Annotated in this window: 10 protein-coding genes; 4 read left to right on the top strand and 6 right to left on the bottom strand. The window is 56.6% G+C overall.

Annotated features, from left to right (window positions below; all coding sequences use genetic code 11):
* Position 1: 1 nt before the first annotated feature.
* From fdnG to Dform_RS02050, 4 genes are all read right to left on the bottom strand, one after another.
* Positions 2 to 3211, bottom strand: coding sequence for a formate dehydrogenase-N subunit alpha (gene fdnG / locus Dform_RS02070; RefSeq protein WP_083635312.1), 3210 nt, complete (start codon positions 3209 to 3211; stop codon positions 2 to 4).
* Between the two features lie 228 nt (positions 3212 to 3439).
* The gene (locus tag Dform_RS02060) at positions 3440 to 4054 is read right to left on the bottom strand and encodes a molybdenum cofactor guanylyltransferase (protein WP_076003555.1); all 615 of its coding nucleotides are present in this window, start codon (positions 4052 to 4054) and stop codon (positions 3440 to 3442) included.
* 63 nt (positions 4055 to 4117) lie between these two features.
* Positions 4118 to 5323, bottom strand: coding sequence for a molybdopterin molybdotransferase MoeA (locus Dform_RS02055; protein WP_083635311.1), 1206 nt, complete (start codon positions 5321 to 5323; stop codon positions 4118 to 4120).
* Positions 5320 to 5823, bottom strand: a complete 504-nt coding sequence (locus tag Dform_RS02050; protein WP_076003554.1) for a MogA/MoaB family molybdenum cofactor biosynthesis protein — start codon at positions 5821 to 5823, stop codon at positions 5320 to 5322. The genes Dform_RS02055 and Dform_RS02050 overlap by 4 nt, the downstream gene beginning before the upstream one ends.
* Positions 5824 to 5962: 139 nt before the next feature.
* On the opposite strand from Dform_RS02050, the gene moaA reads away from it, so the two are divergent.
* From moaA to fdhD, 4 genes are read left to right on the top strand one after another with little or no spacing between them, the layout of a single operon-like run.
* Positions 5963 to 7006, top strand: coding sequence for a GTP 3',8-cyclase MoaA (gene moaA, locus Dform_RS02045; RefSeq protein WP_083635310.1), 1044 nt, complete (start codon positions 5963 to 5965; stop codon positions 7004 to 7006).
* Between the two features lie 3 nt (positions 7007 to 7009).
* A complete protein-coding gene (gene moaC / locus Dform_RS02040) occupies positions 7010 to 7483 on the top strand; it encodes a cyclic pyranopterin monophosphate synthase MoaC (protein ID WP_076003553.1) in 474 nt (157 codons plus the stop codon).
* Entirely contained in the window at positions 7467 to 7943 is a 477-nt protein-coding gene (locus Dform_RS02035) for an MOSC domain-containing protein (RefSeq protein WP_076003552.1), read from the top strand. Before moaC ends, Dform_RS02035 begins: the two co-directional genes overlap by 17 nt.
* 17 nt (positions 7944 to 7960) lie before the next feature.
* Positions 7961 to 8794 (top strand): formate dehydrogenase accessory sulfurtransferase FdhD, encoded by an 834-nt coding sequence (gene fdhD, locus Dform_RS02030; protein WP_158513450.1) that lies wholly within the window; start codon positions 7961 to 7963, stop codon positions 8792 to 8794.
* Here fdhD and mobB read toward each other — a convergent pair.
* The gene (mobB, locus tag Dform_RS02025) at positions 8760 to 9404 is read right to left on the bottom strand and encodes a molybdopterin-guanine dinucleotide biosynthesis protein B (RefSeq protein WP_076003550.1); all 645 of its coding nucleotides are present in this window, start codon (positions 9402 to 9404) and stop codon (positions 8760 to 8762) included. The genes fdhD and mobB overlap by 35 nt on opposite strands.
* 125 nt (positions 9405 to 9529) lie before the next feature.
* A complete protein-coding gene (locus Dform_RS02020) occupies positions 9530 to 13516 on the bottom strand; it encodes a beta strand repeat-containing protein (protein ID WP_145925507.1) in 3987 nt (1328 codons plus the stop codon).
* Positions 13517 to 13537 lie beyond the last annotated feature (21 nt).

Below are 13537 nucleotides of genomic sequence, written 5' to 3'. Positions count from 1 at the left end.
CTTAGCTCCCTCTCTTTATAAGCAGAGGTTCGATCGGTTTGGCCCGGCCGGTCCTCTCATCCATTTCAACCGTCTTCCCGGTGGTTTCGATCTTGACCAGGAAGGCTTTTGATTCCGGAATCATGGTATTGGCGTCACCCGCATTGGGTGTCAGGACATTAGCCGACAAACCCTGGGATAAACCGGCCCAACCCCAGTGCCAGGGTATGGCCACTTGATGGATGATCTTACCGGCCAGGTTGTAAGGCTTGATACGCCCGGTGACCATGGCCGCGAGTTCTACAGAGCCCCGGGCAGAGGTTATCTTGATCAGGTCACCGCTCTTAATGCCTTTTTCCTCGGCCAGTTGCTGACTGATCTCCACGTAGGGATGTGGTACCAGTTCAACCAGCCAGGGCAGGTTGCGGGACAGACCGCCGGCCTGCCAGTGCTCGACGACCCGGAAAGTGGTGCAGGCTATCGGGTAGTCCGCGGCGCTGCCCCGGACATCGAGTCCGCCTTCCCAGATCCTGAACGTCGGATCGAATTGAGCCAGAGGATTGGTGTTCATCGCGTTGGCTACGGGGCTCTCCCACGGCTCATAATGCTCCGGGAAGGGACCGTCAGCCAGACCCGGACCCCACATCCTGGCCACGCCTTCAGCTTGCATGATAAAGGGCAGGATGCCAGTCGCCAGGGCCAGAGGCGGCGCGGCGCTGTCCGCGATATCTCCGAGCCATTTGGCGCCATCCCATTTTATCACCGGGTGTTCGGTATCCCACGGAAGCCCGTTCGGGTCGACCGATGCTCTGTTGTAGATGATGCGCCGGTTTAGCGGCCAGGCCCAGCCAAAGTAGCTGTTGAGACCGATTTTGACCGGCTGGCCGGCGGCATCCAGGATGGAAAGAGGATGAGCGTCGGCGATATCCCTCCGGGCCGCCCGGTTACCGACGAGTCCGGCAGGGAACAGTTCCGGATGGGCCTTCTCATAGGCGTCCAGGTTTTCAGGTTCGACCCAGCTGCCGCTGTAGAGCCAGTTGCCGCAGCTGGTGTTCCCGTCGTCGGTCAAGGCAGTGAAGTTGGTCACCAGCTTGCCGGTGGTCAGATTGTAGCCGTTGATCTCCTTGGCGATCTTCCGGGTCAGCTCGGGGTCGTTCGGATCATACCACCAGTCCAACTTGGTGAGGGGCTCGGCTTTGAGCTTGAGGTCTGGATTGGTTTCAGCGTTGTAAAGCTTGCGCAGTTCCTGGAGGATGCGGATGATCATGTAAGCGTCATCTTTGGCATCTCCCGGGGGTTCCACGGCTTTGTAGCGCCACTGCATCCACCTGGAGGAGTTGGTGACCGAACCTTCCTTCTCATAAGAGCAGGCGGCGGGCAGCACGAATACCTCGGTATTGATGGAAGCCGGATTAGCGCCGGGGCGCTTCCAGAAGTTGGCTGTCTCCGTCTCCCAGAGCTCGGTAACCACCATCCAATCGAGCTTCTCCAACCCCTGTACCGTCTGGGCCTGGTTCGGACCGCTGACCGCCGGGTTCATGCCAAAGCACAAGAGCCCTTTGATCTTGCCCTCATACATATTCTTGAACAGGGGAATCCAGGAATAGTTGGCGCCCGTGTCATTCTTGGGCAGCCAATGGAAGCCGAAATCATTGTCCTTGGTGGCGCTGGTGCCATAGAAGCTCTTCAAAAGGCTGGTGGTGTATTTGGGGGTGTTCTTCCACCAGTTGAGGGATTTTGGCTCGGTAGCCACCGTGAAAGCACGGGGGGCGTTGGAGAATGAAGTCAGACTGGCATCGGTTTCCAGGGGCTGCTTCAAGTAACCCGGCAGATTGCCGAAGAGGAGGGCATAGTCGGTCGAGCCCTGGACATTGGATTCTCCGCGCAAGGCGTTGATGCCGCCTCCGGCCACGCCGACATTGCCAAGCAGCAATTGAAGGATGCCGTAGCCCCGGATGATCTGGGTGCCGTTGGTATGCTGGGTAGCGCCCATGGCGTACATGATGGTACCGGCCTTGCCGACTTTGCCCGTCGCGGCGAAGGTACGCGCGATGACATCGAACTTATCGGTCGGAATACCGGTAATTTCCAGCACCTTGGCCGGGGTATACCGGGCGAAATGGCGTTTCATTACCTGGAAGACGCAATTCGGGTCTTTTAGCGTTTTATCTTTCAGCGGAATGCCCGCCGAATCCACCTGGTACGTCCAATCAGCTTTGTTGTAACTTCGGTTGGCTTCGTTGTAACCGGAGAACAAACCATTCAGATCGGCCGGGGTCTTGAAGTTCGGATTCAGGAGATGGGGCGCGTTGGTGTATTCGGAGATATAGGTAAGATTGTAGTTGCCCGGATTGGCTTCGATATCCTTGATGACGAAGTTGATGATACCGCCGATCAGGGCAATATCGGTGCCGGACCGCATGGGGCTGTAGACATCAGCTTTGGCCGCCGACCGGTTGAACCGGGGGTCTACCACCAGGAGCTTGGCGCCCCTGTCGATAGCCCGTTCAATATGATTGAAGGCCGCCGGGTGATTCTCAGCCGGGTTTGCGCCGATGATCAGGATACAGTCGGCATTGGCAACATCAGTCCAATGGTTGGTCATAGCGCCGCGTCCAAACGATTCCGCCAAACTGGCGACAGTGGAGGAATGTCAGAGACGCGCCTGGTGTTCAATATACACCAGGCCCATAGACCTCAACGCTTTATGTAATATGTAGCATTCTTCGTTGTCGAGCGCGGCGCCGCCGACGTGGGCGATGGCCTCAGTCCGCCGGACCAGCTTGCCGCGGGAATTGGTCTCGATCCAGTTTTCATCGCGGGTCTTCTTGATGCGTTTGGCGATTTCGGTAACCGCGAAATCCCAATCTTTCTCTTCCCAATCCGTACCGCCCGGTTTGCGATAAAGGACCTTTTGCAACCGGCGGGGATTGTTATGGATTTGAGAAATGGCCGCGCCCTTGCTGCAGGCGCCTCCGGTGTTGACCGGGTGGTTCGGGTCGCCCTCAATGTTCACCAGGCGTCCCTGGTCATCGGTGTAGCAAAAGAAACCGCACCCTGACGCGTCATAAGGGCAAATGGTGTAGGTCTCTTTGGTCCATGTCGGGCGATTATCCAGTGGTTTCGAGGAATCGACGCCCGGGTTCGCTTTCGCCAGGCTGGCGGTGGCTAGCAACCCGGCCGCTCCGCCGGTTGCCGCTAGAAAGTCCCGCCTGCTGATTTCCGTTGTCATGCACCCTCCTTAGCTTGTTGCTATTCTTGGACATTTACTAACATCGATGATTTAGTTCTAGACCTATCACATCGAATGTATCAGAAGTACTAGTCCTATCAATCCGTAATGATAGCACCAGCCCCTTATAACCGCAATAGCCAGCGGACCAAAAACCTGCTTCAGTCATTCGAAAAATAATAACAATATCATAACCTTAGATATAAAGAGCGGATTCCAAGAATAAAATCAACTGGAAGGTGGCTTTTCACGAAGAAGTTCCCTGGCTTTCGTAAGGTCCTCGGGAAAATTGATATTGAAAAAACTGAGGCGCCCCGGATCAAGCGAGTCGATCTCCTGTTCTTCTATATACTTAACACGAACCTTGGCCAACAGCTGGCGAAGAGAGTACATTCCCTGGCCGATGAGTTCAGCGGCCGCATCTTTTGCGGCGCGGCGGTAGACAGCGTGAAGCGGTTCCAACATAGCGCCGATCCTGGGAATAACCGCGTCATAGCCATCCGACACAGATACCATATATTTGATCAATTCCGGATTCAAAAAAGGCATGTCGCAGGCGACCACCAGGTTCAAATCTGAGGTCGAGGCCGACAAGCCGGCATAAATCCCCATCAGCGGCCCCTTACCCGAGGCGGAGTCTTCGACAATCCTGACAGCCGGATAATCCTCCAACCCCAGTTGTGTCTTTCCAGGAGCCGTAACGACGATGATTTCGTTACCCAAACCCTGTAACACGGAAACCGAATGCTGGATAAGCGTCCGGGAATTGACTTTCTCCAGGGCTTTATCACTACCGAGGCGGAGTCCTTTGCCGCCGGCAAGTATGATACAGCTAATATTCACGCCTTACCCCATTGATCTAAAGCGAATACCCGCGGCGGCCAATCTTTTAGCTCACCGGTTCGGCTAGAACAGGTTGACCGTGACCAGTTCGCCTTTGGGCAAGATGTCCACATTGGCGGGGATATCGATATAACCGTCGGCGAGCGCCGTCGCGGTAATAGCCCCGGACTCTTTGAACATAGGTTTGGCCCGCTGTTCCGTTATCCGAACGGGAAGGAACTGCCGGCGGCCTACGGAGCCAGGGACGGCTTCCGCGAGCGGCAATTCCAACCTGAGTCCCTGGTCGAGTTTCCGCCGCGCCATTTTACGGATCATCGGCGATGCCAGGAGATAGGCGTTTATAAGGCACGAGGTAGGGTACCCCGGAAGCCCAAGAACAGGTTTGCCATTGACCCTGGCGAGCAGTGTCGGTTTTCCTGGCTTGACCTGGATGCCGTGGAAAAGAACCTCTCCCATCTCCGCCAAAATCTGCGACATCAGATCCCTTTCACCCACCGAAGACCCTCCCGATATGATGACCATGTCTGCCTTTAAAGCCTCTTGTATCGAGGAACGGAGTGAATCCGCCTGATCACGCGCTATCGGCGACATGGTCGCCTGGCCGCCGCTCTGACGGACGACGGCCGAAACGGTGTGGGAATTGATGTCCCAGATCTGGCCGGGTTTCAGAGGGCTGCCCGTTGCGGCTATCTCTTCCCCGGTCGGGACCACCGAAACACGGGGTTTTTCAAAGACCTCGACCTCGGTAATCCCCTGAGAAGCGAGCATCCCCACCTTGCCGGGATTCAGTTGAGTACCCGCGACAAGTAAAACGGATCCCTGTTGGATGTCTTCTCCGGCCCGGGCGATATTGCCCCCGGGGAATACCGCCTTCAATATATTGACCGTACCGCCGTCGAGTTCGGTTTCTTCCACCATGACAACGGCGTCGGCTCCGGCGGGCAGCCGGGCGCCGGTAGCTATCTGGAAGGCGTTCCCGGCTCTTAGCGCTTCCTCCGGAGAATCCCCGGCGAAAACGGCTCCGGCCAAAGGCAGCTTTTTAGGTTGATTGCGGGAGGAACCGAAAGTGTCGGCGGCAATGACCGCGTACCCGTCCATCGCCGCCCGGTCAAACGGCGGCACCGAGACGCGGGCCGTGATGTCCTGCGCCAGGATGCGGTCAAGCGCCGAATCGATGGGTATGGTTTCGGTGCGCTCGACGGGGTTTGCCAGCCCGAGAGACATCTCCCGTGCCTGATCAAAATCCAGCAGCCTGCCGAAAGGTTTCAACGCGATGCCTCTCTTACCATATGGGGTAATTCGGGAACGATTATTTTTTCAAGCGCCAGCCTCACCGCCGCGGCGGATCCCGGCAGACAAAGAACCACTTTACCGTTGGTTATGCCCCCGGCCGCCCTGGAAAGGACCGAGGCCGCGCCAATCTCCTGGTAGCTGAGCGACCTGAACAGTTCACCAAAGCCGTCCATTCTTTTTTGGAACTTAGGCGACACGGTTTCAATGGTGATGTCCTTGTGTGAAAGCCCGGTGCCTCCGGTGATTACCACCGCGTCAATACCGGCGCTCCCAAGCAGATCCTCCATGAGAGAGTCCAGTCCTGGCGTGTTGTTCGGCAAGAGGTGGTAGGAATGAATCCTGTGCGAATGGTTGATAAGGACATCTTTAATCAACCGTCCCGACTCGTCCGTTTCCAGGGTACGCGAATCCGAGACGGTTATCACGGCGACGCTGACGGATTTCGGGGCAAGTGCTTCGTGTTCAATGTGTCCCATAGCCGCATTATAACGCCTGTTTTGGAAATAGGGCAATTAGCAACAATTTTGGATACGTATCCCGGTGTCATTGACCTTAAGTACTAATACTCATATAATTAAAGCATTCGAACCGGATTCCCATCCCCAACAAAAGATTATGCCCGATTATTCCAACAACTTCGGCCTTCAAAGCCTGACCGCCCCGGCCGCTTCTCAGGCTAACGCCTCCCGCTGCCCTACCGAGCTTTATGACGGGCACAACCGGCGGATCGACTACCTGAGGATCTCAGTTACCGACCGCTGCAACCTGAGCTGCGTCTACTGCGGCGACGGCCGGTGTGATAATTTGCCGCATGACGCAATCCTGACTTACGAGGAAATCACCCGGGTCGCGAACATTCTCGCCGGCATGGGCATCTCCCATATCAGATTGACCGGAGGCGAACCGCTGGTCAGGCCGAAGATCGACGTGCTGATCAGAATGTTGAAACAACTAAACGGCATCGACGAAATTTCGATGACCACCAACGGCACCCTCCTGGAACGCTGGGCGGTGCTGCTTGAAAAGTCCGGGCTAAGGAGAGTCAATGTCAGCGTCGATTCTCTGAAACCTGAACGGTTCAGGGAGATAACCCGCGGAGGCGACTTGGGACGCGTTTTGACCGGGATCGAAACCGCCAGACAAGCGGGCTTGAACCCGGTCAAGGTCAACACCGTGGTCATGCCCGGGGTGAATGACGACGAAATCATAGATTTTGCCCGCTGGACTATCGACCGCGGAGCCAACGTGCGTTTTATCGAACAGATGCCTTTTGCCAAAGGCTCCGCGTCAGTCACCGTCGCCGACATGAAAACAGCTATCGAAACGTCGGTCGGGAAACTTGAACCGGTGCGTGAGCATGGCAGCGGACCGGCTAATTACTTCAGGCTGCCGCTGGCCAAGGGGACAATCGGCTTCATCCAACCGGTCAGCAATTGCTTTTGCGACAACTGCAACCGCCTGCGACTTACGGCTGACGGCAAATTGCGTCTGTGCCTGCTGGACGATTCAGAGCTGGACCTGAAACCGATGCTGCGCAGCGACCTGACCGATGACGAGATCAGGCAGGCTCTCCAATGGGCTATAATGAATAAACCGGCGCGACACCACCTCTCCGACGGAATCATACCGGAGAAAATGATGAGGCAGATCGGAGGTTAGATCTTGGAATTATCCCATGTCGACAGCTCAGGCGCCGCCCGCATGGTGGATATCAGCGAGAAATACGATACGGTACGCCGCGCTGTCGCCGTAGCCACGCTGGTGATGAAACCTGAAACCATGACGGCCATCAAAGAATCAACTATCAAAAAAGGCGATGTGCTGTCCGCCGCCCGCCTGGCCGGCATCATGGCGGCAAAAAAGACCCCGGATTTGATCCCGCTGTGCCATCCGCTGGCAATTTCCTCCGCCGCGATAGCTTTCAGTTTCGTCGACGACATCACGCTTTCCATCAGAAGCGAGGTCGTCTGCAAGGGCGCAACCGGCGTGGAGATGGAAGCCCTGACCGCGGCTTCAGTCGCGGCGCTCACCGTCTACGACATGGTCAAGGCGATCGACCGGGGAATGACGATTGAAAACATCTATCTCGAAAGTAAAGAAGGCGGGAAAAGCGGTAAATATGAACGCACCGGTTAACACCGAAGGAAAAATCCTTTCGGTTTGCTTCAGCACAAAGCGCGGCACCAAAAAGAAGGATGCCGCTTCCGGATATCTGGCCGAGGATTTCGGTCTGGTCGGCGACGCCCACGCCGAAGCCCACAGCCACCGGCAACTCAGCCTGCTGGACATTTCCAGCGTCGACAAGATGAGGGCTCAAGGCCTGGACCTGACCTTCGGCGATTTCGCCGAAAACATCACCACCGAGGGACTTTCACTCTATACCCTGCCGTTGGGAACGCACCTGGTCACCAGCCGCGGCGTGGAGCTTGAGATCACCCAGATCGGCAAGGAATGCCACCACCACTGCCAGATCTACCGCCAGGTGGGGATGTGCGTCATGCCCCTTGAAGGCGTCTTTGCCAGGATACTGAAGGCCGGCGAGGTTCATGCCGGGGACACGATCAAAGTGGTCGTGCCCGAGTCAGCCGCCGCCTGAAGCTCAAAGGATTCGTTTTGGAAAAGACCCAGCAAATCCAAATAACCCGGTTTACCGCCGGCGAACCCTCGATCATCGAGGATGAGGTAGCGCGGGAACGGGCATTGACCATCATCCTGAACGGCGAAGAGCTGGTGACCCTGCTCTGTTCGCCCGGGGAGTTCGATTACCTGGCGGCAGGCTACCTGGCTTCGGAAGATCTTATTACAAACGCGACCGATATCAAGGAACTCCTGGTCAATGAAAACACCGCGGTGGTCCGGGTCGATACCGTTGGCAACGCCAACGTCGAGCTGACCTATAAAAGAGTTATCTCCTCGGGGTGCGGGCGGGGGGCGGCGCTGTATTCGGCGGCCGATGTCAGTTCTTTAAAACCCGTTACGTCAACCCTGGAAGTCGGGCCGGCCCAAATATACCAGCTGGTACGTGATTTTCAGCACCATAACGGACTTTACAGGGAAACCGGGGGCGTACATTCCGCGGCCATCGCCGGCCAGGACAGCATTGAATTCTTCACCGAGGATGTGGGACGCCATAACGCCGTCGACCGGCTGTTCGGCAAAGCGCTGCTGGAGAATTTCGATTTTTCGTTAAAAATGCTGCTGACCACCGGGCGTATTTCTTCGGAGATCGTTTCCAAGGTCGCCAGGCGGAATGTAGGCCTATTGGTGTCGAGGTCAGCGCCGACCAGCTCGGCCATAGAACTCGCCGACCGGTTGAACATCACCCTGGTGGGGTTCGTCCGCGGCGAGCGGATGAACGTCTACACCCACCCCGGGAGGATAACGGGCGGTGACGCGCCTTCCAGCCCCGCCGCTACGGCTTCTTCAGCCGGAACTCCAAGTCCCTGACCTCCCCCACACCCTTCAGGGTTTTAGCCATCGTTTCCATGACCGCGGCGATGATTTCCGCCGGGTAGTTCGATAGAGCCACGGGTTCCCCGTTAATTCTGAGGTCAACCCTCGACCTTGAAGGCTTGATCACCGTATCGATAAGGAAATCGGCGATTAAAGACACATCTTCTAAACCAAACCGATTGACGTCGAGGGCAACGGGTTCGTCGCTGACGACGGCCACGACGCGGCTCAGAGATTCCGGGGGCGCCCCCGCCTCCCGCCTATGGACGAGGATCTTGGGAACCGGTGAATTCTTGAAACCCTCGGCCAGGATGATGTCGAAGTCATCGCTGAGCGACCAGGCAACATCGAAAAGGCTGCTTTCGGCCGACTGTTTTTTGACGAAAATCAATTTCTCCGGAGAATTAATCACGGAAGTGCTGCTGCCGGCGGCCAGATGCCTGTTGGTGTCTCTTTCATCAGCCGGCTCGACCAGATGGCCGGGCACGTGTTTCACCGTGGCGACGCGATAGCCCCGGGTCTTCAGCTCGGGGATTATCTTCTCCAGGAGAGTGGTTTTTCCGGAATTGCTCCTGCCGACGAAGGCGATTACGGGAGCGGGCATGTCGATTCTCCTTTAAACGAGGCTATCTTAGGATATTGTAAACAACCTTGCGGATTTTTGGTACTCGGCACATAAAAAGGACAGAGCGCTTTCGCGCTCTGTCCTTCGTTCATCCTATGGGGAATTTACGGTGTTTTCTTCGACCTGCTGCCTACGAAGAGGACTATGGCGAGGATCAGGGCAGCGGCGACAACCAGGCCGATGAGCAGCCAGTTGGTTCCGCCACCAGGTTGAGTTGTCGGCGGATTGGTCGTCTGGGAGGTCGTCGGCAATGTCGTCGTCGGCGGATTGGTCGTCGGAGGGTTAGTGGTCGGCGGATTAGTCGTCGGCGGCACGGTCGTAGGCGGCGGGGTCGTGGTCGGAGGCGCCTGCAGACCGATCAGGGCAAAGGTGGTGAAGTGGGTGATGGTCGCGGTCACCGTCTTGGCAGCCGTGTCGACGGTGCTGGTCAGTTTCACCCAGGCAGTGCCATCCCACCAGGCGATGTACAAACCGCTCTCTGTGAGTCCTGCGATGTCCGCAACGGTGTACTTGAACACCATGTTGATGCCGGGATTGAAAGTCACGCCGGTAGTGCCCATTTCAAAGGAAGAGACGATCTTGCCCTGAGCAGGCGCGCCCGGAACAGAAGCCGGGGTCTGCGCCGATAGGAAGGGTTGGGCGGCGCCGGCGGCGTTCCAGATGAAGACGCCGACGGGGATATTGAGAGTCAGTTTGCCATCGGTGGTGCTTATGGCCCCGGCGGTCAGGGACTTGCCGTTGCCGTCCATGAAGGGCGAGGTTCCGGCCAGGTTGATGCCGATGAGCTGGGAGCCGAAACCGCCGCCACCGCCACCACCGCCACCGCCGGCGGGAGCCGCAGCGATATCCGCGGTCGCCGTGGGAGTGGCGCCGTCGAACAGGATCGAGTAGTTGGCAGCATCAGCGCCGGTAAGAGTCGATCCGGTCAGGGACACAACCTTTCCCGTCCCGACAGTGGCATCAGCGAAAGCAGCGACTGCGTTCAGGGTCACCACATCCGGGTTTATGATGCCGGTCAGGTTCAAGGTATTGGTGCCAATGGTCGCCGATGCAGAACCATCGTAGGTCTTGTTGTTGGCGGTGAATGCACCGGTAATTGTCAGCGTTTTCTGAGTGATGTTGGCGGTCGTCGTTGCCGCGGTCAGGCTGTAGTTGCCGGCGCTGGTTCCGCCAAGGGTCAAGCCGGTGATATTCACAACCTTGGCTGTTCCAGCGGTTGCCGTAGCAAAAGCTCCAGCCGCGGTTCCGCTGACTGAGACAGTATCGCCCGTATACGGCTTGCCGTCGGTGGCTGTGCCGGTTCCGGTAGCCTCGGCGGCAAGGAGCGCGGCCGTACCGCTGACTGTTGCTGCGGTAGTGCGGTCATAAACCTTGTTGGCCGCCGTGATACCGGTTACGTTCAGGGGTTTGGCGGTAATGTTGGCGGTGGCGGTAACCGGGGCAGCAGAAAGCTGGTAGTTGCCGGCATTCGCGCCTCCCAGGACAAGACCGGTGACGGTGACTGTTTTACCCGTTCCTACGTTGGCGTCGGCGAAAGTAGCAGTACCACCGCTGATAGTGACTACGTCCGTGCCGACAACACCGGTCGGTGTGCCGTTAGTGAAGGTGGAAGAGTTAGTACCATCATAGACCTTGTTAGGAGCTATCACGGTTGGGGTGAGGGTGGCTTTGGTGACGTTGATTGTTACGGTGCCTACAGCTCCGTTATAGGTTGCAGTGTCGGTGGGAGTAAAGGTCACCTGCAATGTTTGACTCTGCCCGACGCCCAAAACCGTACCCAAAGCTGGAACGTAAGTGAATGTTCCAGCAACGGGAGCGCCTGGGTTAACAGAGGGCGGAACCGGGGGTTCGTTCGCAGTTGCGTTAAGTTGTCCAGATCCCAACTGAGTACCATAGGCGATGTCGGCCGGATTAGCCCATACTATAACAGGAGTGATTTTATTGTTAGTAACGTTGATGGTAACAGTAGCATTAACAGGTGACACGTAATTCGTTGTATCTGTTGGCAAGAAAACCAAGCTTAGGAACTGACTTCCTCCAACGTTCAGAGCGGTCCCTGCCGAAGGATTATAGTTAAACGTACCGGGAATCGCCGCAAACGGGGCATAGGGGGAGGTTGCAGTTGCATTCAACTGCGAAGCACTCAACACCGTGCCCAGGAGAACACTTCCTGGAGAAGCCCAGGTGATGACTGGAGTCGCTTTGTTGACCGTGAAATTCGCACCCACAAAGGTTATCGTATAGTTGGTATTTGCTAGTGTTCCTTGCGAAATCGCGTAGACTCCAACTGTCTCACCAGCCGCTCGTGTTAAAGCCCCTGTTAAAGTGTCAGTGCCAACAAGGGCTCCTGCCGTAATCTGATATGTCAAAGCAGGATCCACGTCACCATAGAATTTAGCCTTGGCGTCAGCGGTAACGGTGATAGGTGCGCCGGTGATCGTGAAACTTGCCCCGAAGTAGGTTATCGCATAGTTCGTATTAGCAAGCGTGCCCCTGTTGATCGGGTAAGTTCCGACATTTTCGCCGGCAGCGCGAGCCAGTGAGCCCGATAATGTATCACCTGCTGCTAAAGAACCGACGGTGATGGTGTAGGTGAGAGCCGGATCGGCGGCTCCATAGACCTTTGTCGCAGCCGCGGCGGTTACAGTGATCGGCCTGGCGGTGACTGTCAGGGTGGCGACCGCAGAGTTGACGGTAGTGCCGTTAGAGAATGCTGCTCTCACCTGCATCGGCATCATGGCATTGGTCACTGAAGGCTTGGTCAAGGTGAGAGTAGGCGTTGTAGCGCCCATGATATTCATCCAGGTGACACCGTTGTCCATGCTCATCTGCCATTGGACCGTCGGAGCCGGCAAACCGTTAGCCGCGGCGGTGAATATAGCATTTGCTCCATAGACAATAGATTGGCTGACCGGTTGGGTCGTGACCATCGGAGGAACAGTGGGATAGGCCACTACGTTCAACATGACACTAGTATTGGCACCGGCAGCCACCAGGTAATAGACGGAAAGATTTGGAGTTGTACCTGTCGGCATCAAAGTCGCCGATGGGTTTGAACCGGCTGCCACCAGGGTGCCGGTACTGAATACACCACCTCCTCCGCTTAAAGCGTATGTAACGCTGGTACCATTAACATAAACCACTGCCACCATGTTAGCGTCAGAGGTCATACTTACCTGGGTGAAGGCACCCAAAACTGCCTCCGACCAGGTAGCTCCGAGCGTGGCAGTATAGGCGCTGCCAGCCTGGTCGTATCCAACCATGACTCCAAGAGTCGGAGCGGCGGTGATGGGATTCTGGCTCAGGTTAGCCGCGCTGGCTCTTGCGAGGGATTCAAGGCTGTTACCCGCTGCGCCGGCGTTAGTGTCGTAAATGACGCTGAAACTATGGACACCGGCGGCAGTAACTGACTCATGATTGGCGATAACGTGATAAGCTCCAGCCGAATCAACCGCGATGTGCGGGTTCGAAAACAAAGATCCACCGGTAGCGTCGGAAAAACCGCTCCATATTAACGTGGTAACATCGAAGGTTCCGGTCCCTTGATTGGGTCCGGTCGCGATCGAAACGTCGGCTAATGTAGTAACTGGATCTGCGTCTGCAAAAACTACGGTCGGAGCGTTGGCGCTATTAACCGCGATATCGGGATAGCCGGCCATCGGAGGGCCTCCGATCAAGACGAGCGCAGACCAGGTACCGGCGGTGCCGGCCGGGGCGCTGCGCTTGGTATAGTATTGGCCATCAGTTGCGGCAAAGACCACCTGGGGCAGTCCATCAGGTCCGATGGCAATCGCCGGATGGCTATCTGTCACAGTTGCAGGTGGAGTATCAACCACTTCTTCTGTCGCGGAGGTTGTGCCCGGATTGTAGTAGATGCTCCCTCCGCGCTCATAAACAACGTGGGTTACCCCGGTGGCGTCAACAGCCGAGTCGATGTTGGCATTAACGCCTGTTCCGGCGATGGTGTATGTGCCCACCGCCTGGGCATTGGCCGGAAAAGCCAACGCAAATATCGCCGTAGCTGCCAAAAGTATCGCAGCGGGTATCGCCCATAGATTGAAGGTTCTCTTCATCGAAGATGTATGGCTCATTTTATTTTTCCCCCAAATCTT

Source organism: Dehalogenimonas formicexedens (assembly GCF_001953175.1).
GTDB lineage: Bacteria > Chloroflexota > Dehalococcoidia > Dehalococcoidales > Dehalococcoidaceae > Dehalogenimonas > Dehalogenimonas formicexedens.
The sequence above is the reverse complement of the archived record's forward strand: the minus strand, read 5'-3'. Positions and strand labels throughout refer to the sequence as shown.

Coding starts and splice junctions, on each gene's coding strand:
- Dform_RS02050 (WP_076003554.1), bottom strand. CDS start 5,823: ATGGGACACATTGAACACGAAGCACTTGCCCCGAAATCCGTCAGCGTC.
- moaA (WP_083635310.1), top strand. CDS start 5,963: ATGCCCGATTATTCCAACAACTTCGGCCTTCAAAGCCTGACCGCCCCG.
- Dform_RS02035 (WP_076003552.1), top strand. CDS start 7,467: ATGAACGCACCGGTTAACACCGAAGGAAAAATCCTTTCGGTTTGCTTC.
- mobB (WP_076003550.1), bottom strand. CDS start 9,404: ATGCCCGCTCCCGTAATCGCCTTCGTCGGCAGGAGCAATTCCGGAAAA.
- Dform_RS02020 (WP_145925507.1), bottom strand. CDS start 13,516: ATGAGCCATACATCTTCGATGAAGAGAACCTTCAATCTATGGGCGATA.